Source organism: Saccharothrix hoggarensis (assembly GCF_052936025.1).
The window spans coordinates 2,800,855-2,821,698 of the sequence record NZ_CP193624.1 but is presented as its reverse complement, the minus strand read 5'-3'; the positions used below and the strand labels follow the sequence as shown (position 1 = coordinate 2,821,698).

The 20,844-nt window shown below is 69.1% G+C and carries 24 protein-coding genes, 1 pseudogene and 1 CRISPR repeat array; of the genes and pseudogenes, 14 read left to right on the top strand and 11 right to left on the bottom strand.

Annotated elements, in window-relative coordinates; translation table 11 throughout:
• The first annotated feature begins 92 nt into the window (after positions 1–92).
• The gene (locus tag ACRAKH_RS13360) at positions 93–254 is read left to right on the top strand and encodes a hypothetical protein (protein WP_380723914.1); all 162 of its coding nucleotides are present in this window, start codon (positions 93–95) and stop codon (positions 252–254) included.
• A gap of 502 nt (positions 255–756) precedes the next feature.
• Here ACRAKH_RS13360 and ACRAKH_RS13355 read toward each other — a convergent pair.
• On the bottom strand, positions 757–915 hold the full coding sequence (locus tag ACRAKH_RS13355; RefSeq protein WP_380723915.1) for a hypothetical protein: 159 nt from the start codon (positions 913–915) through the stop codon (positions 757–759).
• Between the two features lie 16 nt (positions 916–931).
• Between ACRAKH_RS13355 and ACRAKH_RS13350 the strand changes: the two genes are divergently transcribed.
• Entirely contained in the window at positions 932–1,672 is a 741-nt protein-coding gene (locus ACRAKH_RS13350; RefSeq protein ID WP_380723916.1) for a hypothetical protein, read from the top strand.
• A 245-nt stretch (positions 1,673–1,917) separates the two neighbouring features.
• On the opposite strand, the gene ACRAKH_RS13345 is transcribed toward ACRAKH_RS13350, so the two are convergent.
• The 6 genes from ACRAKH_RS13345 to ACRAKH_RS13320 all read right to left on the bottom strand — a co-directional run bounded on the left by ACRAKH_RS13345 (position 1,918) and on the right by ACRAKH_RS13320 (position 7,801).
• Positions 1,918–2,781, bottom strand: coding sequence for an oxygenase MpaB family protein (locus ACRAKH_RS13345; RefSeq protein WP_380723917.1), 864 nt, complete (start codon positions 2,779–2,781; stop codon positions 1,918–1,920).
• 168 nt (positions 2,782–2,949) lie between these two features.
• Entirely contained in the window at positions 2,950–3,852 is a 903-nt protein-coding gene (locus ACRAKH_RS13340; RefSeq protein WP_380723918.1) for an SDR family oxidoreductase, read from the bottom strand.
• A gap of 185 nt (positions 3,853–4,037) precedes the next feature.
• Entirely contained in the window at positions 4,038–5,156 is a 1,119-nt protein-coding gene (locus tag ACRAKH_RS13335; protein WP_447009847.1) for a geranylgeranyl reductase family protein, read from the bottom strand.
• A 35-nt stretch (positions 5,157–5,191) separates the two neighbouring features.
• Positions 5,192–6,214 carry an NAD(P)/FAD-dependent oxidoreductase gene (locus tag ACRAKH_RS13330; RefSeq protein WP_447009846.1) on the bottom strand — a complete coding sequence of 341 codons (1,023 nt, stop codon included), beginning with the start codon at positions 6,212–6,214 and terminating at the stop codon, positions 5,192–5,194.
• Between the two features lie 13 nt (positions 6,215–6,227).
• The gene (locus tag ACRAKH_RS13325; protein ID WP_380723920.1) at positions 6,228–6,746 is read right to left on the bottom strand and encodes an isoprenylcysteine carboxyl methyltransferase family protein; all 519 of its coding nucleotides are present in this window, start codon (positions 6,744–6,746) and stop codon (positions 6,228–6,230) included.
• Complete coding sequence (locus ACRAKH_RS13320; protein ID WP_380723921.1) at positions 6,743–7,801, bottom strand: type III polyketide synthase; 1,059 nt, start codon at positions 7,799–7,801, stop codon at positions 6,743–6,745. The genes ACRAKH_RS13325 and ACRAKH_RS13320 overlap by 4 nt, the downstream gene beginning before the upstream one ends.
• A 153-nt stretch (positions 7,802–7,954) precedes the next feature.
• Here ACRAKH_RS13320 and ACRAKH_RS13315 point away from each other — a divergent pair, with 153 nt between their 5' ends.
• Positions 7,955–8,719: a UbiA family prenyltransferase gene (locus ACRAKH_RS13315; RefSeq protein WP_380723922.1), complete on the top strand. Its 765-nt coding sequence runs from the start codon at positions 7,955–7,957 to the stop codon at positions 8,717–8,719.
• 732 nt (positions 8,720–9,451) lie between these two features.
• Here the strand turns inward: ACRAKH_RS13315 and ACRAKH_RS13310 are convergent.
• Positions 9,452–10,327, bottom strand: coding sequence for a helix-turn-helix transcriptional regulator (locus ACRAKH_RS13310; protein WP_447009845.1), 876 nt, complete (start codon positions 10,325–10,327; stop codon positions 9,452–9,454).
• A 153-nt stretch (positions 10,328–10,480) separates the two neighbouring features.
• Here ACRAKH_RS13310 and ACRAKH_RS13305 point away from each other — a divergent pair, with 153 nt between their 5' ends.
• From ACRAKH_RS13305 to ACRAKH_RS13255, 11 genes and pseudogenes are all read left to right on the top strand, one after another.
• On the top strand, positions 10,481–11,713 hold the full coding sequence (locus tag ACRAKH_RS13305; protein ID WP_447009844.1) for a multidrug effflux MFS transporter: 1,233 nt from the start codon (positions 10,481–10,483) through the stop codon (positions 11,711–11,713).
• Positions 11,714–11,768: 55 nt separating this feature from the next.
• Positions 11,769–12,872, top strand: a complete 1,104-nt coding sequence (locus ACRAKH_RS13300; RefSeq protein WP_380719298.1) for an alpha/beta hydrolase — start codon at positions 11,769–11,771, stop codon at positions 12,870–12,872.
• A 243-nt stretch (positions 12,873–13,115) separates the two neighbouring features.
• Complete coding sequence (locus tag ACRAKH_RS13295; RefSeq protein WP_380719300.1) at positions 13,116–13,670, top strand: cyclophilin-like fold protein; 555 nt, start codon at positions 13,116–13,118, stop codon at positions 13,668–13,670.
• Positions 13,671–13,674: 4 nt separating this feature from the next.
• Entirely contained in the window at positions 13,675–13,788 is a 114-nt protein-coding gene (locus ACRAKH_RS13290; protein WP_380719302.1) for a recombinase family protein, read from the top strand.
• A 57-nt stretch (positions 13,789–13,845) separates the two neighbouring features.
• Positions 13,846–14,451 (top strand): NAD(P)H-binding protein, encoded by a 606-nt coding sequence (locus tag ACRAKH_RS13285; RefSeq protein WP_380719304.1) that lies wholly within the window; start codon positions 13,846–13,848, stop codon positions 14,449–14,451.
• Positions 14,452–14,500: 49 nt separating this feature from the next.
• Complete coding sequence (locus tag ACRAKH_RS13280) at positions 14,501–14,863, top strand: hypothetical protein (protein WP_380719307.1); 363 nt, start codon at positions 14,501–14,503, stop codon at positions 14,861–14,863.
• A gap of 41 nt (positions 14,864–14,904) precedes the next feature.
• On the top strand, positions 14,905–15,636 hold the full coding sequence (locus ACRAKH_RS13275) for a hypothetical protein (RefSeq protein ID WP_380719309.1): 732 nt from the start codon (positions 14,905–14,907) through the stop codon (positions 15,634–15,636).
• Between the two features lie 25 nt (positions 15,637–15,661).
• Positions 15,662–16,123, top strand: coding sequence for a DUF6644 family protein (locus ACRAKH_RS13270; protein WP_380719311.1), 462 nt, complete (start codon positions 15,662–15,664; stop codon positions 16,121–16,123).
• A gap of 113 nt (positions 16,124–16,236) precedes the next feature.
• Positions 16,237–16,446, top strand: coding sequence for a hypothetical protein (locus ACRAKH_RS13265; protein ID WP_380719446.1), 210 nt, complete (start codon positions 16,237–16,239; stop codon positions 16,444–16,446).
• 122 nt (positions 16,447–16,568) lie between these two features.
• Positions 16,569–16,856: pseudogene (locus tag ACRAKH_RS13260) on the top strand (transposase); the annotation flags it as partial.
• Between the two features lie 373 nt (positions 16,857–17,229).
• A CRISPR array of direct repeats spans positions 17,230–17,523; the repeat unit is 30 nt; unit sequence GTCTTCCCCGCGCGAGCGGGGGTGGTCCCT.
• A gap of 403 nt (positions 17,524–17,926) precedes the next feature.
• A complete protein-coding gene (locus ACRAKH_RS13255; RefSeq protein WP_380719313.1) occupies positions 17,927–18,268 on the top strand; it encodes a transposase in 342 nt (113 codons plus the stop codon).
• A gap of 9 nt (positions 18,269–18,277) precedes the next feature.
• Here the strand turns inward: ACRAKH_RS13255 and cas6e are convergent, their stop codons facing one another.
• Genes cas6e through cas7e form a run of 3 tightly spaced genes read right to left on the bottom strand, consistent with a single transcriptional unit; the run spans position 18,278 to position 20,825 of the window.
• A complete protein-coding gene (cas6e, locus tag ACRAKH_RS13250) occupies positions 18,278–18,946 on the bottom strand; it encodes a type I-E CRISPR-associated protein Cas6/Cse3/CasE (protein WP_380719315.1) in 669 nt (222 codons plus the stop codon).
• Complete coding sequence (cas5e, locus tag ACRAKH_RS13245) at positions 18,937–19,668, bottom strand: type I-E CRISPR-associated protein Cas5/CasD (protein WP_380719317.1); 732 nt, start codon at positions 19,666–19,668, stop codon at positions 18,937–18,939. The genes cas6e and cas5e overlap by 10 nt, the downstream gene beginning before the upstream one ends.
• Positions 19,665–20,825: a type I-E CRISPR-associated protein Cas7/Cse4/CasC gene (cas7e, locus tag ACRAKH_RS13240; protein WP_380719319.1), complete on the bottom strand. Its 1,161-nt coding sequence runs from the start codon at positions 20,823–20,825 to the stop codon at positions 19,665–19,667. The genes cas5e and cas7e overlap by 4 nt, the downstream gene beginning before the upstream one ends.
• Positions 20,826–20,844: the final 19 nt, after the last annotated feature.

Here is a 20,844-nt window from a genome sequence, read left to right as displayed (position 1 = left end):
CTTCTCGATGCCCGCGCGCTTCCCGGCGGCGGAGATGCCGCACTCCAACACCGCTGGGAGCAAACACGGGAGCAAACGGGGAGCACCAACCCATGACCACCTTCGCCAATACGGAGGTGGTCAAGATCTTTTGCGCCCACATTGCTCCCCGCAACGATCAATGGCCCGCAGACGAAGATCGTCTACGAGCCATTGACCTGGAAGAACACACCGTGGGCGATACTGGGATTGAACCAGTGACCTCTTCGGTGTGAACGAAGCCAACATAACGTCTCCACCAGCGGAAATGCAATCCTTGCAGCGAAAATCGGCCATTGGGAGCCGTTGAATGCGGTTCAACGTTATTGAATTCGTCCGACGGCTCCCATTCTGCTCCCAACAACCCGCTCCCCCGTGCTCCTGGAAGCCGTGAACTGCCGTTGCCGCTATGGTCGTGTCGTGGCGTCACGACGAGGGGGCCGCAGGTTGCGGTCGTGGCTGGTGGTCTGTTCAGCGCTTTCGGTGGTCGCTGTGGTGATCGGTGCGTGGTGGTGGGGTACACGAGTCGACGACCTCCCCGCAGGCGAGGCGCCGCTCGAGGGCTCTCTGATCAACCGGGTCGTGGAAGGGCCGCTGGACGCGATCTCGCGGACCGCGGGGGTGACGTGGCAGACGCCGCCGACGACCCAGCCGCCGTCAAGTCTGCTTCCAGGGCCGTCGGAGGTGCGCCCCACGGGGTGAGCCGCACCTCCGACGTCGGTTCTCTATCCGGTGGCGTCAGCCCGGTTCGGTCGCGGCCCACAGGCACAGCAGCCACTGTTCCTGACCGTCGGCTTCGCCACGGTGCGCTCGGAGCACGAAGTGCGGGGAAGGCAGTTCGATGTCCCACTCCTCGTAGAGCCCCAGCCCCGGTTGCTGGATGCCCGCTGTCGCCACCCCTTCCCAGCGAACGGTGGCGGTGGCGGTGTCGGCCCAGGCGCGCCACGCAGCCAGGTCGCGCCTCAAGCGGCCCGGCCGACCACGGACCATCCGCTCGATCCGCCTGCTGGTAGTGCGCCTGGCGCGGGAGAATCCCGCCTGGGGCTACCGCCGCATCCACGGCGAACGTTTCGTCCTCGGTATCAAGATCGCCGCGTCCACGGTGTGGCAGATCCTCCAGGACGCCGGGGTCGACCCTGCACCCGAACGCACTACGACGACATGGTCGGCCTTCCTCCGCTCCCAGGCCGATGCCCTGATGGCCTGCGACTTCTTCGAGACCACCATCCTGAACGGCACCCGCCTCTACGTGGTCGCGGTGATCGAGCACGCCAGCCGCCGGGTCCGAGTCCTCGGTGCCACCACCGCGCACCCCGCCGCCTCCTGGGTCACCCAAGCCGCCAGGAACCTCGCCATGGACCTCGACGACGCGGGCAGACGCGCGCGATTCCTGATCCGCGACCGCGACGGATCCGCAGCTGCCGCCACGAACTGCTCGACCGCACCCTCATCTGGAACCGGCAGCACCTGCTGCGCACCCTGCGCGAGTAGGAGCAGTTCTACAACAACCACCGCCCCCACCAGGGCATCACCAACGCCCGACCACTGCGCACTGCCACCAGCCGTCACCGATCAAGCAGCGCTCATCCGACTCGACGTCCGCCGACGGCAACGACTGGGCGGCATCCTCAACGAGTACCACCACGCCGCCTGACCCGCACGGACGACATTCTCGGCAAGCACAGGGATATTCGACCGAAAAGTGGGCAGCTATCGCGACAACATCGTGCTTTATGCGGAGATAACCGGTTCCAGCGCGGTGACGGATTCCACAAGGACTGGCGCAGTCGACGAGGTCTCGCCAACACGCTCAATCATGACGACCTGGCACAAATAAATAGTGTAAATCCGCACACGCCTGACGCGTTCCGCCACGCCGATTTCGGCGGCCGAACACCACTATAACGTCGCTGACGTGGGTGCAGCCGGCAACGCCCAGCGCAACGTGCGCGTGATGCCGTGGCCGGCCAGCCGGGCGACGGTGTTGTCGAACACCGGTAGCAGTGGCAGCCGCAGCGGCAGCCGGGTCCAGGCGGGCAGCGATGCCACGCTCGCGGCGGCCAGCGCGGCGTAAGGGCCGCGCACCAGCAGCGGGACCGGCGGAGTGAGTAGGAGGAACCGGGCGGCGTCGCGGGCGGCCGGTGTGCCGCGTAGTTCCGGGCGGTAGGCCGCCAGGCGGGCCTTCAGCTCGGCGACGGTGGTCGGTGGGTCGAGGACACCCACTGCCGATGCGACGCGCGCCATGTCGTTGACGTACTCGTCTTTCTCTGTGACTTCCAGCGGGTTGGCGCCGTACCGTTGGTGGCAGCGCAGGAAGCTGTCGACCTCGGCGGCGTGCACCCAACCCAGCAGGTGCGGATCGGACGCGTGGTAAGGCACGCCCCAGGCGGTGACGCCTTTGATGCGGTCGTGGACGAACCGGACGCGGTCAACGGCTTTCTGGGCGTCGACCGCGGTCCCGAACGTCGTGGTGGCCAAGAAGGTGCTCGTGCGTTGGAGTCGGCCCCACGGGTCGTCGCGGTAGTCCGAGTGGCCGGCGACGGCGGCCATCGCCAGCGGGTGCAGCGATTGCAACAGCAGTGCCCGCAGGCCGCCGATGAACATCGCGGCATCGCCGTGCACCCGGCGGATCGGCCGGTCGGGACCGAACCATCTCGGCCCAGGGGCGTCGTGTATGCGCGCGCGGCGGAGTTCACCGTCCGGACCCGCCACCCGCGTGAACAGCGCGTCGGCGACATACCGGCGCAGCGGTTCGGTGTCCATGCGCATCACCTCGTCGTGTCGAGCCTATGTGCCCGGGACGATTTACGTCATCGGACCTGGTCCAGCTTCCTCCGGGTGGAACGGTGGTCGACCGTCGCAGCCGTCGCGGGTGCCGTCCTATCGGCCCGGCACGCGCATCTCCGCAGCGAAGCAAAGCCGATCGGTGCGCTACGGCGATCGCCCCTGCGCGGGCCGGTTCGGCCGCGACCCGTCGCTCGGACCTTCGCTGCGGGCTCGGTCGACCAGCGTGTCCTGGTAGTGCCGTGCCCACCGCACCACCAGGGGTGCGACCGGTGTCAGAAGCAGGTCGAGGGCGTTGCTCAGCGGAGGCAGGCCGGCCAACCGCGCGGTGCCGAGCCAGCGCGGCACGGTGACGGTGCGGTGGCGGGGCCCGGTGAGGCATCGGTGCACCTCGTCGGCGACGCGTTCGGGCCGGGTGCCGAACGTGCGCCCTCGTCGGCCTTCGTCGTCGTCCGGTCGCAGTCCGGCTGCGCGGAGGAGCCACTCCGTGCGCACCGGACCGGGGTTGACGCTGTGGATGCGCAGGCCCGGTGGCGATTCCCGGCGCAGCGCGTGGACGAGACCGTCGACCGCCGCCTTGGTGGTCGAGTACAGCGACAAGGGAGGGATCGGAACCCACCCGGCGACGGAGGCGATCATCACCACATCGCCGCGACGCTGCGCGAGTTGCGGCAGAGCCAGCCGGGTCAGATCCGTGACGGCGACGACGTTCAACCCGATCACGTCGCGGACGGACTCCGCGTCCAGATCGGTGAGCAGTCCCACCCGGCCCGTGCCCGCGTTGTTGACGAGCACGTCCAGGCGGCCGTGGCGTTCGATGACGTAGTCGATCAACTCGCGGCGTTGTCGGTGCTCGGTGAGATCGCACGCGACCGGATCGACGGTTCCCGGGAGGCTGCCGGCCGCCGTTCGCAACCGCTCTTCGTCACGGGCACACGTCACGACGGTGGCGCCCGCGGCGGCGAGACGCGCGACGATCGAACGTCCGATGCCCGCGGAACCGCCGGTCACCAGCACGACTCGTCCTTCGACTGGTCGTTGGGAAGACATGCTGGTGGCCTACCCGTTCCATCGCGGCCGACGCATGGATGCTGGTTCGGGTTATCGGCGGGCCGGGTGGTCTCCTGCGGTAACGGCGTCGACGGTCGGCGCGGGGGTCGAGCAGACGAGGACACCGCACGGACGACCTACCACTCCCGCATGCCTGTGACCTCGGTGAACCGCTCGATATCCGGTCAGGGCAGGTGCTGGTGTCGCGCCATGACCGCGATCATCCTCTTGATCAGCGGGACGTCGAGCGTTCCCGCTCCGAGGCCGATCTCGACGAGGCGGTCGAAGGCCCGCCGATCCTGATGGGCCGCGGCGGTGGCGATGTCGACAAACGGCGGCAGTCGGGTGAGGCGGGCGAGCACGTCGGTGTGGCGGAGGTGCCTGCCGAGCGTGTGGTGCAAGGACCGGCGGTAGGAACGGGCGGGGTCCGGTGACGTGGCGGCGGCACCGGCCAGGGCGCCGGAGAGCACCGCGTAGTAGATGCCTTCACCGGTCAACGGGTTGATGAGCGATGCGGCGTCACCCGCCAGCAGCACCTGTCCGTGCGTGACGCCGGGCCGGCCTGGGGACAGTGGCAGCCGGTGCCCGCGCAATCGCAGCGGAGGCATGTCGGGGAGCAGTTCGTGCAGCCGTGCGGTCAACTCCGCGCGGGTCGATGTTGTGGTGCGGACCAGCTCTCCGTAGCCGACGTTGGCGGTGCCGTCGCCGACCGGGAACACCCAGGCGTAGGCCGGCCAGTGCGCGGCGGCCATGATGAGCCGCTGTTCGCTGACCGGCCACGGATCGGCGCTGGTGTAGCCGCGTAGCGCGATCGCGAGGGTGCCCGCCCGTGCGCCGCCGGCGCCGCACTGTCGCCGCACGACCGACTCAGCGCCATCCGCGCCGATGACTGTCCGCGCGTGGACGGCGCCGTCGATGACGACCGTCCCCTCCTGCTGCACGAGCGTGCGGACACGACGTCGCTCGAGCACCGCGCCCGCGTCCAGGGCGGCGTGCACGAGCCTCGCGTCGAGCAGCACACGAGGGATCACGAAGGCCGGCCGCGCGAAACTCCGCCGGACCTGCGTGCCTCCGGGCGACACGAGGCGCAGTGTGGTGACCGGCGTGGTGCCGACCGACAGTTCGGCGACTGCCACCCCGAGACCGGCGAGCACGTCCATGGCGTGCGGCGCGACCCCGTCACCGCAGACCTTGTCGCGGGGGAAGTCGGCGGAGTCCAGCATCAGCACGCGTGCCGACGGGTCGGCGCGCAGTGCGGCGATCGCTGCGGTCGACCCCGCAGGTCCGGCTCCGACGACCACCACGTCCCAATCGACGCCTCGCCGTGATCCGCCGCGCATCAGCGTGCGAGTTGGTCGACGATTGTGCTGAACAGTCTGGGTGCCCGGACGGTCGCCGGCACGATCCGCCGTGCCAGTGCGGGGCGTCCGCGTGTCCACAGCAAGGTTTCGGTCAACCACCGTGACCGTCGCGACGTCCGCTTCCAAGCGCGGTCGTAGTCGGAGGGTCGGTCCGCGCGCAGGCAGCGGACCAGTTCCGCGGCAGTGGTCAGGGCCAATGCGAGCCCTTCCCCGGTGAGGGCGTCGACGTAGCCGGCCGCGTCCCCGACGAGCAGGACGCGTCCCGCAACTCGCTTGGAGGCGCGTTGCCGCAGCGGGCCGGCGCCCCGGACGGTCGAGACGGGTTCCGCCCCGGAGATCCATGACGCGAGTTCGGGAAACGCCGTGAGCTGTTCGGTGAACCCGCCGCGCATCGACGACAGGATCGCGACGCCGACCGTGTCCGGTCCGACCGGTGTCACGTAGGCCTCCGACCGCGCCGCCCACGTCACCTCGACGGCGTTGGTGACCGGCGCGAGGGCGTAGTGACGGCGCAATCCCCAGCGGAGTGTGCCCGCCAACCGGCCGGTGCCGTCCTTGGTCAGGCCCGCCAAGCCGCGCACCACGGAGTGCAGCCCGTCGGCACCGATCAGGTAACGCGCTCGCAAGCCGCCCGCCCGCACGTGGTCGCCGTGCTGCGAGATGCCGGTGACCGCGATCGGCAGGACCGGCACGCCGTGCCGGAGCACCTCCTCGCGCATCGCGTCGTGGAGCGCGGTGCGCCGCACCCCCCTGCCGGGTCCCGCGCGAAACGCGGCATGTGCGGCCATCGCCCCCTGTCGGTAGGTGATGCCCTCGATGGGGTGCCCCGGTGGGTCGATCCCGAGCGCGGCCAACGCGCGCACGGCCCCCGGCATCAGCCCTTCCCCGCACGCCTTGTCGATCACCCCGGTGCGCTTCTCGCACACCGCCACGTCCATACCCGCACGCGCGCACCCCAGCGCGACGGCGAGCCCGGCCGGACCGCCGCCCACGACGACCACGTCGTGCAGGCGCTCAGGCATATGCCGATCTCAACGCTTGGTTCTCCGCACGGATCCGCACCATCAGCAACCCGGCGTTGACCACGGTGAATACCACAGCCGTCAGCCATGCCCCGTGCACGAGCGGCAGGGCGAAACCCTCGACGACGACGGCGACGTAATTCGGGTGGGGGACCAAGCGGTACGGGCCGCCGGTGACACGGGCGAGCCCGGGGACGACCACGATACGGGTGTTCCACTGACGACCGAGGGTGCGGATGCACCACCACCTCAGCGCCTGTGAGGCGACCACCAGCGCGAGCATCGGCCATCCCAGGGCAGCCGTGAATGCCCGGTCGCCGAACCACACCTCGAGCACACAGCCGACCAGGAGACCGGTGTGCAGCACGACCATGAAGGGGTAGTGCCCGAACCCGGTTTCACGTCCGCCCCTGGCCAAGCTCCACGCCAGGTTGCGCTTCGCGACAATCAGCTCGGTCAGCCGCTCCGCCGCGACCAACCCGACCAGCATCGCGTACCAGAACTGGCTCACCATCGCAGCAGCACCAACTCGGCGCAGAAACCCGGACCCATGGCCAGCACCACACCCCAGTCACCGGCGGAGGCCGGCCGACCTGCCAGCGTGTCGGCGAACACGTGCAGCACCGATGCCGACGACAGGTTGCCGATCCGGTGCAGCGAATCCCACGTCATCGCCAAGTCGTCCTCGTCCAGGCCCAGCACGGACTGGATCGATTCGAGCACCTTCGGCCCACCGGGGTGGCAGATCCAGCGCGCGACATCGCCGATGCCCAACCCGTGCGACGACAGCAGCCGCTCGACGTCCTTCGCGAGGTGCGTGCGCACGAGGTCCGGGACCTCCGCGCCCAGCACCACCTTCAGACCCGTGCCACCGATGTCCCACCCCATCGCGCGTTCGGAATTCTCGTACAGGTGACTGACCGAGTCCACGACCCGCGGTCCCCTCGCCGCGGCCGGGTGCCGGTCACTCACCGCGATCACCGCAGCGGCGCCGTCACCGAACAGCCCGGACGCAACCATGTTGGCAACGCTGCGATCCGCGCGCTGCAGGGTGAGCGAGCACAGTTCGACCGACACCAGCATCGCCACCGACATCGATCCGCCGCGCAGGAAGTCGTGCAGCCGCGCGATGCCCGCCGCTCCTGCCACGCAACCCAACCCGAAGAGCGGCAGGCGCTTGACGTCCGGACGTAGCCCGATCCGCGCCGCGATGCGCGCGTCCAGGGAGGGCACCGCGATGCCGGTCACGGTCGTGGACACCACGAGATCGACGTCGGAAGGCAACAGTCCCGCCTCATCAAGAGCGGCGAGTGCGGCCTCGCAGCCCAAATCCACCGCCACCGACAGGAACGCGTCGTTCGTCGCCGTGAACCCTTCGAGGTCGCCGTAGCGCTCGATGGGCAGCGCCAGGTGACGAGAAGCGACCCGCGCACTGGTGTGGAACCGGTTCGCCACAGCTCGCGCGGCCTGATCCGGCAGACACAGCCGACCGAACAGCTCGGTCAGCTGCGCCTGCGGATATCGGTGCGGCGGAAGCACACCCCGGACCCCGGCGATCGTCGTCACCCGTTCCACGGTACGGCTTGTGCCTACACTCGGCAGATGACCGGATCGCCGGCGGCACGGGACGGGGCACTCGACCGCGCGTGGACCGGGCACCGGTGGCGGGGATCGCTGCGGGGCCTCGTCGGGGCGTGCCACCCTGTTCCAGGACTCGCGGTGACCCTGGTGGCCGTGCTGCTGGCCGTCGGTGCGGGGCTCCCCGCCGAGCGGATCGCGTTGCTCGGCGCCGCAGTGCTCACCGGCCAGCTCTCGATCGGCTGGTCCAACGACTGGATCGACGCCGCACGCGACCGCGCCGTCGGGCGACTGGACAAGCCGGTGGCCAACGGAACCGTCCCGCGCACGGTTGTCGCCGTCGCCGCGTCGACCGCGCTGGTAGCGACGATCGTGTTGTCATCGCTGCTCGGGTGGGCCGCGGCCGCCGCCCTGCTGATCGGGGTCGCGGCCGGATGGGCCTACAACCTCCGGCTCAAGGCCACCATCTGGTCCGGCGCGACCTACCTCATCGCCTTCGGCGCTCTTCCCGTCGCACCGTACGTCGCGATGCCCGGCCAGCCGTGGCCGCCGTGGTGGATACCGGTCACAGGCGCACTGCTCGGGTTCGGCGCCCACTTCGCGAACGTCCTGCCCGACCTGCAGGCAGACGCTGAAACAGGAGTCCGCGGGCTCCCACAGCGGCTCGGTCCCCGTATCGGCGTGATCGTCATGGCCCTGGCGCTCACCGCCGCCTCGGTCGTGCTCGGCACCGCACCCGCCACCACCTCGGCGGAATTCGCGCTGTCCGTGTCGGCCATCGGCGTCCTGCTCGCCGTCGCCGCCACCGTGGCCGCCATCCGGACACCACGCAGTCCTGCGGCATTCCGACTGACGATCATGATAGCGATTTTCGATGTCGTGCTGCTGATAACGAACGCGAGTTGAGCCGTAGGTGTACCGCCGGGACAACCGTTCTCAGATGCGCTAACAGCTCATCCGAAGCTCAAGCCGAACACCCACCCACAGTTCCTCCCCGATTCGGCCGACCACTTAATCGGTGATCACCGAAGCAAGCGCGCAACCTTTCCAATCTACGGCGCCCACTCGTTCGGGGGACCGTCGTACGTCTCGAGATGCGGTGGGTCGATGTGGCGAGCTGAATGTCAAGCGGAGGTCGTTCCTCCGCTTGACCGGACCGACGGACGGACGGGACGCGTGTGATTCGACGGCGACATTCGATGCCAGCGTGACGTCATCGGATCACACGCACCATCCCGGTGATGCCTAACCGACAGGGCCGGCGTAGGGTCTGGTTCGGCTCACAATATGCCGGATCGGCGGTTTGCTGATCTCGAGAACCTGAGCAAGCTGGCTCGCGCCGCTTGCGTTTCGCAGGTGGGCGATGGCCTGTTCCACCGCACTAAATGGGACCAACGCTGACATTCCAGGTCTTGCCGGCGGGTGTCTGTTGCTCGTGGCCGGAGCGTTCGCGTGGGGTCTAATGGCCGCGGTGCCATGGTAGCCCAAGCCCGCGACGACCTCGTTGTTCACGAGGATCTGACTGAATGCGGTGAAGGTATAGGCGTTGCCGGGTGCGACCCTCGACGGGTAGGTGACGGCGAGCAGGTGCCGTCGGTGACCACCAAGACCTGCATGGTCACGCCGGCACGGCGGTGCTCAGCGCTCGGGCGATGGCACGATGCCGGTCTCGGAGGCTGCCCAGGAGGCGAGCAGCGACAGCGCCTGCGCGGTCGGCGAGTCGGGTTCGGCGGCGTAGATCGTCATGGTGAGGTCCGGCTCGGCCCGCAGTTCCATGCTCTCGTACGCCAGGTCGAGGTCTCCGACGACATGGTGGTGAAAGGTCTTCCTGCCGGTGCCGTGGATGCGGACGTTGTGCGCGCCCCAGCGGCGGCGGAACTCGTCGCTGCGGGTGGACAGCTCGCCCACGAGGTCGTGCAGGCCTTTGTCGTGCGGGTCGACGCCCGCGGCGGTGCGCAGGTTGGCCACGAGCATGTCGGCGGCGACGTTCCAGTTCGGGTAGAAGCGGCGCGCGGCAGGGTCGAGGAAGGTGAACCGGCCGAAGTTCGGCACACCGGCTGAGTCGGTGTAGACGTCGCTGTACATCGCCCGGCCGAGCAGGTTCGCGGCGAGCAGGTCCTGACGCAGGTTCACGACGATCGCCGGAGCGGTGACGCTGTCGAGCGACCACCGCAGGCTGGGCCGGATCGCGCGCTGTTTCGGCTTGCGGGTGGGACGCAACAGCGCGCCGCTGCCGTTGGCCTCCTGAGTTAGGCGCAGCAGGTGTGCGCGCTCGGCGTCGTCCAGTCGCAAGGCGCGGGCGACTGCCTCCAGCACACCGGGGGAGACCCCGGCGAGCTGACCGCGTTCGAGTTTGGAGTAGTACTCGACGCTCATCCCGGCCAGCGCGGCCACCTCGGTGCGGCGCAGCCCGGGGACGCGGCGCTGCCCCGCGGTCGGCAGGCCGGCCTGCTCGGGCGTGACCTTGGCACGCCGCGAGGTGAGGAAGTCGCGCACTTCGGCTCGGTTGTTCACGGTCTCGACGGTACGACGCATCCCGCTGAACTGCGATGTACTGCCGGTACACCTATGGCTGGTGTCTTCTTGGTGTCGCCCGGAGCGGGTTTGCTCAGATACATGCCCTCACTGCTTTCCGCGCCGGCGTCGCCTGCCGACGGAGTCGCGGGCGTGACCGGCCCGGTGCGTCGCCAGGCTCGGCTCACCGCCGGCCTGGTCACCACCGTGATCTTGCTGACCGCGATCGCGCCGCTGGCCACCGACATGTACGTGCCTGCGTTTCCCCGCGTGGCGGGTGACCTGTCGGCGACGGCGACGCAGGTTCAGCTGACTCTGACCACCTTCTTCGTCGGCATGGCCCTCGGGCAGCTCGTCGGCGGCCCGGTGTCCGACCAGCACGGTCGGCGGCGGCTGCTGATCGCCTCGGTCGTCGTCATGACGGTCGCCTCGGTCGTGTGCGCTCTCACTCCCTCCATCGCGGTCATGATGGCGGGACGCTTCCTGCAGGGCTTCGCCGGTGGCTGGGCCATGGTGATCGGCCGGGCCGTCATCGTCGACCTCGCTCGTGGCGCCCGCCTGGTGCACATCCTGAACGTCATCGCGGCCGTCGGCGGTATCGCGCCGATCGTCGGGCCGTTGCTCGGCGCGGTCATCCTGCAGCTGTCGCAGTGGCGGGTGTCGTTCTGGGCCGTCGCGGCCATGGGCGTCGCGATGACCCTCGCCGTGCTGGTGGCCGTACCGGAGACGCTGCCGGCTGAGCGGCGGCACGGCGGCGGCCTGCGAGCGTTCGTCACCAGCGGACGGCAGGTGCTGCGGCAGCGCCGCTATGTCGGTTACGTGCTGGTCAGCGGGTCGGCGATGGGTGCGGTGTTCGCCTACGTGGCGACGTCGGCGTTCGTGCTGCAATCGATGAACGGGATGTCCCCGGTCGCGTACTCGGCCGACTTCGCCGCCAACGCCGCAGGCATGACGGCCGCCGCGCTGATCGCCGCCCGGCTCGCCGGACGCGTCGCGACGCGCAAGGTCATCGCCGCCGGACAGATCGCCGCCCTGCTGGCCGGCGTGGCGATGCTCGCCGGTGCGCTGTGGTGGGACACCCCACTGCTGCTCGCGATCGTCTGCTTCGCCGTGCTCATGACCGCGCAGGGCCTCATCGGCCCGAACGGCGGCGCGCTCGCCTCCGCGGAGGTTCCCGAGCACCCCGGCACCGGCTCGGCGGTTCTCGGCTTCGTCCAGTGGACCGCCGCCGGCGTCATCGCCCCGATCGCCGGACTCGGCGGAGAGCACACCGCAGTGCCGATGGCCCTGCTGATGATCACGTGCGTCGCGCTGTCCATGGCGGGCCTGCTCATCCTCGCCCGACCCGAGAAGACGTCCACCGGACCGGCGGGCGCGGTCGCCTGAACAGCCATCACTGACCGTCTCGTCCTTCCCACCCATCGAATGTGAGGACCACTTCATGGAACGCCGCAAAGCGCTCGGACTGTTCGCTGCGACCGCCGCCTCCTTCGCGGCTCTGCCCTCCCTCGGCGCGGTCACCGGCCTCGCCGAAGACGCCCCAGGACAGGGCAAGGGCGACTACACCTTCGCGCTGGACAAGAACGTCAAACGGACGTCGGTGCGGTTCAAGAACCGCTACGGCATCCAGGTCGCCGGCGACCTCTACGTGCCGAAGAACGCCAGGGGCACGCTGCCCGCGCTGGTGGTCAGCGGACCGTTCGGCGCGGTCAAGGAACAGTCCTCGGGCCTGTACGCCAACGAGTTCGCCCGCCGGGGCTACGTCGCCCTCGCCTTCGACCCGTCCTTCACCGGGGAGAGCGGCGGCAGCGTGCGCGACGTGGCCTCACCCGACGTCTACACCGAGGACTACAGCGCCGCCGTCGACTTCCTCGGTCTGCAGAAGATCATCGACCGCGAGCGCATCGGCGCGATGGCCGTTTGCGGCCTGAGCGGCATGGCGCTCACCGCGGCCGCCGCGGACAGCCGCATCAAGGCGGTCGCCACGACCTCGATGTACGACATGTCGCGCAGCATGTCCTGCGGCCACCAGGACTACTACACGCGTGAACAGCGCCAGAAGGTCGTCGACCACCTCAGCCGGCAACGCTGGATCGACGCCGAGAACGGCGCTTACGCGCGGCTCTCCCACGAGGTCCCCTTCGACGCGAACGGCAACGTCGCCCCCACCAACCGCGTCCTGCCCAAGACCCTTCCGCCGGACGCCGACCCGATCACGAGGATCTTCTTCGACTACTACCGCACCGAGCGCGGATTCCACGCGCGCTCGATCAACTCGACCACCGCGTGGACCGCCACCACGCCGATGTCGTTCTTCGCCTTTTCCCTGATGACGAACATCGACATGCTCGCGCCCCGCAAGGCCCTCCTGGTGGCCGGTGCCGACGCGCACTCCCGCTACTACTCCGAGGACGTCCAGGCGATTGCCCCCGGCACCGTCGACCTCGTGATCGTCCCCGGCGCTGACCACGTCGACCTGTACGACCGCAAGGATTTCATCCCCTTCGACACGCTCGACGAGTTCTTCACCACCAACCTCGCCTGACCGCGAGTGTGCCGGCAACGCAAGCGGCCCTCTGGGAAACGGTCGGAACGGTCACCCCGCGCAGCTTCCTGATGCCACCGCACGTGCGGATCGCCCACCGCGCGCACAGACCCGATCAACCCGCGCAAGCGCACGAACCGAACGAGGATCAGTCGCCAGCGCGGGACTTCGTTGTCAACCGACGACAGCCCATTCGACACACCGTCGCGGGCGGGCTCATCTGACATGGATATGGAGACGCCCATGCCGGCCTCACGCACGGTCGTCTGCGCAGCGCTGGTGACGGTCGTCGGAGTGACCGTCGCCGGCTGCGGTGCAACGCCACCGACCTCACCCGGCAGCGCCCGGGACGCAGCCCGCTCTGCGACAGCCGCCGCGCCGCAGCCAAGCGGAACCCCCAGCGACACGGACTCCTCGCCTCACCAGGAAGAGCAGAAGTTGAAGATCCAGATCACCGTCGGCGACCAGCGCCTTCAGGCCACGATCTTCGACAGCGCCGCTGGCCGTGACCTCATCGCCCAGCTACCCCTGACCATCGACATGATCGATCACGGCTCGGTGGAGAAAACCGGACCGCTGCCCGCACCGCTGTCACGGGACGGTCAACCAGACGGCGCGGACCCCGACATCGGGGATGTCGGGTACTACGCACCCGGCAACGATCTCGTCCTTTACTACGGCGACCAGTCCCACTACTCCGGCATCGTCATCATCGGACGTATGGACGGCGACGCCTCCAGCCGAATCGCCGACCTGGACGGCGCCATCACCGCGACTGTCGAAATCCACACCGAATGAACTGGTGACCAGCTCACCGCCCACGCTGAACCCCGGTCGCGGGGCGGTTGGCGTGTGGACCTACTCCAATGTGCGCGACATCCTCACCAACCCGAAGTACACCGGACACATGGTGTGAACCGCCGGGCAGCAGGTCACCATCGCCGTCGCCGGCTGAGAGAAGGACACGAAGAGAATGACGCTCGAGACGACGGCCCTGACCCGACGAGGTCTCCTGCTGACCGCCGCCGCGTTCGGCGTGGGGGCTCTGCCCGCCTGCACCAGCGCGCCGCAGCAGGGCACCGCGACGCCCGCGCCGTCGAGGCCCGCGCCCGATCAGCGCGAGACCTCTGGTGATCTCCTCCCCCGGGGCGAGCTGTACGGCGTCGGCGTCTACAACACCCAAGAGGTCGCCGACGAGCTGCGCTGGATCGCCGAGAACGTCCGGCCCGCAGGCGGCGAGACGAAGCGCATCCTCATCACCGGCTCCACCGGCGGTGCCGGCCAGCTCGCGGCGGCCCACCTCCTGAAGCGAGGGCACGCGGTCGTCGCGCACGCCCGGAACGAGCAGCGCGACGCCGACATCCGCCGCGACCTGCCAGGCCTCGAAGACGTCGTGCTCGGCGATCTGCTCGACCCCGACCAGACCAAAGCGCCGGCCGAGCAGATCAACGCGCTCGACGAGTCGACGTCATCGTCCACAACGCTGGCGAGTACGGGCTCCCGGACGGCAACCTGCTCAACTCCAACTCCCTCTCGCCGTACCTCCTCACCGCGCTGGTCACCCCACCGCGGCAGCTGAGCTACCTCACCTCCGACCTGCACCTCGGCGGGACCTGAGGCTCGACGAGGTGCGCTCGGGCGGCGGCATCAGCTACGGCGACAGCAAGCTGCACATGGCGATGACCGCCACCGCGGCGGCGCGCCTCTGGCCGCAGCGGCAGGTCAACGCCGTCGCGCCCGGCTGGATCCCCACCCTGATCGGCTTCCACAACGGCAACACCACCACCCCCGACAGCCTGCGCGAGGGCTACATGACCCAGGTCTGGCTCGCTGAGGCGGTCGAGCCGGGCAGCGACGTCACCGGCGAGTTCCTCTTCCACCAGCAGGTCGAGACCCGTGTGAACGAGCTCGTGCACGACGCCCAGGCGCAGGACCAGCTCTTGGCCGCCTACGCCGAGCGGACCGGCGTCGCGTTCCCCGCGGCGAGCTGAACCGCGGCCCCAGGACCACCCACAGAGAGGAAACGACGACCTTGACCGTCTCCACACACACCGACCGACCACGCCGCCTAGGCCTTCTGGCCACGGCACCACTGCTCGCCGCGGCAGCGATCTCGCTGGTCACAGCGTCACCGGCCGCCGCGCACCACGGCTGGGACGGCTTCGAGACCAACGAACTCGTCTACATCGCCGGCACCGTCTCCACTGAGGGGAACTGGGGCGATCCGCACTCGGAATTCGATGTGGCGCTGGACGCCGAACTCCCGGCCGACACGCCTGACCTGCCGATCCCCGAGGAGCTGTCGGGCCCGGAGGACAGCGTCCGGGTCGAGGCCGCTCCCGCGTATGGCGGCCCCCACGACGAGCTCGAGATCATCATCGCTCCGCCGTGGTGGTCGAGTAGCAACGGCCTGGACCGCTCGCTGGAGGTCGGAGAGCGCTTCCAGGGCGTCGGATACATCAACAGCACCGATGACGGCCTCTTCCGCCCGGTCGCGTTCTGGTACGGAGACGACAACGCGCCCGTCAACCAGGTGATCGGCAACACGCTCCCGGTCAGGGCACCGCTTCCCGGAGGTCCCGGAGATGCGCCGTCCGCGCCGGAGAACCCTACGGCAGAGGATGCCGACATCGCCGCGGACAGCGGCTCACAGGCGCTGGTCGGCTGGGCGGTGCTCGGCGGCGTCGTCGTTGCAGCCGTTGTGGGTGGCGTCTTCTACCTGCGCCGCCGCACCCTGCAGGACGAACGGAACCCGGATGCCTGAATGGCTTGAACCGATCCTGCGCTGGTTGCAGGACTCCGCGCTCGGCGACGCCGTGCGCACCACTCCCTTCATGTATGCGGCGCTCGAGAGCCTCCACATCCTCGGGATCGCCGTGCTCGTCGGCCCGGCCTTCGCGTTCGACCTCCGGCTGCTGGGCGTCGGGCGCCGTCTGGTGCCCGTCACGAGAGCCGCGCGCTATCTCCTGCCTGTGTCTCACCTGGGGTTGGCCGTCGCCGTCGTCACCGGCATCCTGCTGTTCAGCGCGCAGGCCCTCGGCGTCGCCGGCTCAAGTGCCGCACCGTGGAAGCTCGGACTCCTGGTCCTCGCCGGGCTGAACGCCTTCGTGTTCCACCGCGGCGTCTACCGTCGAGTCGACGAGTGGGCCGACGCCGACGCGACCCCGGTCGCCGCCCGTGTCTCGGCCGTCGTGTCGATGACGACGTGGACGGGCGTGATCTTCGCGGGCCGATTCCTGGCCTACGTCTGATGGTCAGTACCCGTCCGGCGGGCAACGGACCCCATCCGATATGGAAGGAATCGCGAGGACCACCACTGTGAAGGGCCTGCGGGGCCACCAGCGCGACCGCGCCCCCGGAGCCGATGACGATCGAGCGACGCGACGTCGGCCCGCACGACGTGCTGATCGACATCGACTACGCCGGGATCTCGTACCGCTCGAAAAGTCATCGCTGCTGGTCAAGCTGCGTGTCTGCGCTCGTTGATGAGTCCGCCGAGGATGCGGGTGCGGTGCACTCTGTGGGTGTCGAGGTTGTGTACCGCGGCAGGGTGTTGCTGGGTCTCGGGTGGTAGTTGGTTTCCGCCCTGGTGGGGGCGGTGTCGGTTGTAGTGGTCTTCGTAGGTCGTGAGGATCTGTCGTGCGTGGCTCTCGCTCATGATCAGGATGTGGTCGAGGAGTTCGCGTCGGGGTCGACAACTTTTCGCCGCACCGCCACCCCGACGTCCGGGACTGGGCTGCCAACCATGATGTCGACCTGGTATTCCTGCCGACCTACTCCAGCTGGTTGAACTGGATCGAGGCCGAGTTCACCGCCCTGCGTTACTTCGCCCTCAACGGCACCGACCACCGCACCCACCCCGAGCAGAACGCCGCCATCGCGGCCTACATCCGCTGGCGCAACGCCCGAGCCAGACCCAAGACCGGCTTCGCCACCGACTCACCCATCCCCACCTGGACCCATTACCCAGCCAAGGTTGCGTGACGCAGCACTAGATCCGTTCGGGAGAGACTTCATCATGGTCGCCCGACCCTGCAGCATCTCGGCAGACGACTGTGCTCGCGGAGCGGAGCGGTGACAACAACGCCGACCTCACTGCGTTCAGCCAGCCGAGGCATGGCGGACACCATCGTCATCGACGCGCACAGCACAGCCAGACCAGCAGGGTGCAAGCTCGCCCCGTCAAACCGATGCCGAAATGGCTTCTCACCCTCTAAAGTAGCTGGTCAAGAAGTGCCTTCCCCCGCGCGAGCGGGGGTGGTCCGGCCTCCGAAGCCAGCGGCTAGGGAGGCCATGAGCCTTCCCGCGCGATCGGGGGTGGTCCTACCAGGCCGGTTGAGTCGAGACCGCCCGACAGGTCTTCCCCGCGCGAGCGGGGCTGGTCCGGCCGATGACGAGGGTTGGTCCGCGCTGTCCACGAGGTTCAAGAGTCGTTCGGCCGTCTTCCCCGCGCGAGCGGGGGTGGTCCCTGGGCGTGCGCCAGGAGGTGCGCGTCGCCGGTGTCTTCCCCGCGCGAGCGGGGGTGGTCCCTCGACGTCGCACCCGTCGTGCCGCTGGGTGATGTCTTCCCCGCGCGAGCGGGGCTGGTCCGGTGCGACCTGTACGAATTGGACGGTGGCGAGTCTCCCCCGCGCGAGCGGGGGTGGTCCGTCGGGCCGTTGCGCGTCCACGCCCGTCAGGTGGTCTTCCCTGCGCGGGCGGGGGTCCCGGCACCGCGCGCAACGGCACCCTCACGACGCTGGTGTCACGAGGTCCGGGTGATCGCCGAAGCGATCGACGAGCTCGACCGCGAGGTGGCGGTGGACTCCGGCATCGTGCGCGCCCATCAGCACGCCGCCGGAGCACGCCGCGCATCCGTGGCCGCGTCCCACACAGGGGGCGGGCGGGTCGTGCGGCGGGGCGCAGCGAGCCGGCTGATCATGCCATCGGCCGCTCCCGCGGCGGACCCACCACGAAGATCCACCTGGCCTGTGACGGCCGCGGTCGGCCACCGTCGGTGGTGTTGACCGGCGGCAACGTCAACGACCGCACCCGGTTCACCACCGTCATGGCCGGTGTCGGGTTCGACAGATCGGGTCCGGGCCGCCCGGCGACCAGGTCCGCAGGTGATCGCGGACAAGGGCCACTCGACCAAGGCCACCCGCGCCCACCTGCGCAAACGAGTCATCCCGGCCACCATCCCCGAACGCCGCGACCAGCAGGCCGACCGTAAACGCAAGGGCCGCGCCGGCGGGCGCCCGCCGGCCTTCGACCGCACCGCCTACAAACGTCGCAACGTCGTGGAACGCTGCTTCAACCGGCTCAAGCAGTTCCGCGCGATAGCCACCCGCTTCGACAAGACCGCCGTGTCCTACCGAGGCATGATCGATCTGGCCGCCCTGCTCATCTGGCTTTGAGGACACGCTCTAGTGGCTCCGTGGTGGGGCGAGGGTGAGTAGGCCGCATCCGTATGCCTTAGCTCGTCCGATGCCGGCGACGATCGCGTCGGTAAAGGCTTCGGGCTCGGTGATGACGAGGTGGCCGTCGTAGCGGACGGCGTCGATGGTGATGGTTCCGCTGTCGCCTTTGTGTCCGGTCATCCTGGGGATGGGTGAGGGGTTGATGTCGGGTTGGCCGTCGCGGGCGGTGGGGATGACGAAGCCGTGTTGTTCGCCTTTTCGGATCAGCCAGGTGGTCTGGTCTTCCGGGGTGCGGTGGGCGACGCGTCGTGAGCGGCCTCGGAGTTGAGGTGGGCGGCTGTCCTGGGTGGGGTTGGCGAGCATGCGGAAGGCGAGTTTGCGGCCGGGGGTGATGGCGTCGAGGACGGGCTGAAGCGGGCGGATTTCCGCCCGTGCGGCGAGGTAGTCGGTGGGCAGTTTCACCCAGTTGGGTTCGGTGTGGCTTTGGACGTAGACGGTGTAGCCGGTGGGGCTGGGGTCCAGGCGCCACAGGACGCCGTGGGCTTGGCGTGCGGGGGTGTCGCCGTCGGTGTCGGGGTAGCCGGACATGACGGTGCGGTGCAGGTCGTGGATGTTGGCGAAGTCACGGCGGAACTCGCGGGACCTGACGTTGACGGACAGTTTGGTCAGGTACACGGGTTGTCGTCTCCTGCGGCGGTGATCATGGCGTCGGTGAGCGGCACGGGTCGGGTTAGGACGGTGCGGGTGCTGTAGCGGCGGTTGCCTTCGGTGAAGCTGAGCGGGTGGTCGTGGCGGATTTCGGCCTTGTCGGTGGTCGGTGGGCAGTCGATGACGGCGCGCAGGCCGATCCGGTCGTTCTTGCGGAGTTCAGTTGCCCGGATCCGCGGTGACGGTTCCAGCCAGTGGTGGTCGTCGATGACGTCGGCCGCCGAGCGTTCGGACAGGCCGACCTTGGTGACCAGTGGTCGAGTGGGCACGAAGGCTCGGCGGCCGAAGAACAGGGGCCACCGGGGGTTGTTCACGGCGTCGTGGAGGCGTTGCAGCAGCGCCGGTTCGCCTTCCAGCACGACGAGGAACAGTGCGTCGGCGAGGTAGTAGCGTTCGCTGACCACGGTGCGGTGCCCTGTGCCTTGGGTTGTGGGGACGTTCTGGGTGGTGTGGTAGTCGCGCTCGAGGATGCCTTCGCGGTCCGCTCGCACGGCCAGTTGGAGGGCGGCGAGTTCGGCGATGGTGTCGTCGTCTTCACGGGGGACGCCGAGGGCGGAGGCGAGGAGGCCGGCGACACCGGATTTGGTGGGTTCGGTGGTGGTGTCGCGGATGACGCCTCGGGATCGGATGCCCCATGACTGCATCGGTGCGTCGAAGCACAGGGCCAGCGACATCGGCACGGTGGTCACGCCTTCGCGGCTGCGAGCAGGTTGTCGATGAACGCGCCGATGGTGGTGACCGTGTCGGCGGGATCCAGGTGTGGCAGGTCGCCGCTGACGGAGGCGGCTGCGATCGCGCGGATCTGGTCACTGCCGTAGAAGTCGCGCAGGCCGGTGAAGTGCTTGGTGAGGCGTTCGGTGGACCCGACCATGAGGTCGACGTCGGTGACGGGCTTGAGGAAGGCGTTGGCGAGGTTCCAGGCGCCGGCGTCGCGGACGACACCGAGGAGGGTGTCGGGCACGGTGCGGGCGGCCATGGAGTTCTGCTTGCCGCTGGGCACGGCGTGGATGAACGAGTTCAGCCAGGCGCGCATAGCTCGGGTGGCGAGGTCGGTGTCGCCGCCGAGGTTGCGCACCAGTTGGTCGGTGTCGACGTTGGCGTAGCGGTAGTAGCAGGCGGAGTTGAAGTCGACGGTGCCGATCATGTCGGCGCCGGACTCGCCATCGGGCTTAAGGTCGTCGACCGCGGTGTAGAAGTCGAACTCGTTGAGCACGGCGTGGGTGGACAGGGCGTGGGCGACCTGGGACGCGGCGTCGACGTTGAAGTCCTTGTTGTCGGCGATCATCCGCCCGAACAGGGCGACGTCGGCGGCACGGCCGCCGTCGAGGATCCGCTTGGCCTCCGCTGCGGTGGCCTTGTCGGGCTTGGACTTGACGGGTTTCGCGGGCTTGTCGGCGGCGTCGTCCTTCTCTTTGTCCTTCTTCGCCGCCTTCGCCGTGTGGCCGGCGGCCAGGACGTCCCAGTTGTCCTGGCTGTACTGCGCGAGCCGGTCGACGGCGTCGCGGCCGACGAACAGCAGGTACTGGGTGAGGCCCTTGACGGGGTCCACGGCGAAGCCGAGCTGTTCCAGGGCGGCGGTGACCACGCCTCGGGTCAGTGCGTGGTCCCGGTCGGGTCGTGCGAGCGCCTCGGCGGTGTTCTCGACCAGCCGCTTGGTCCGCACGCCGGTCTCGGAGGTGTCCAGGCCGTAGTCGTTGAACAGCAGCCGGGCGGCTCGTTTGAGGGACTGGCTGGAGATCCGGCCGCGGGTGCAGCCGCCGAAGGTGGCGGTCTTGGGCTGGCCGACGTCGTCGCGGTTGAGGTTGCTGACCGGGAAGGACTGGAGCAGGTGCAGCTCGATGATCACGAAGCTCTCCGGGAGGTGG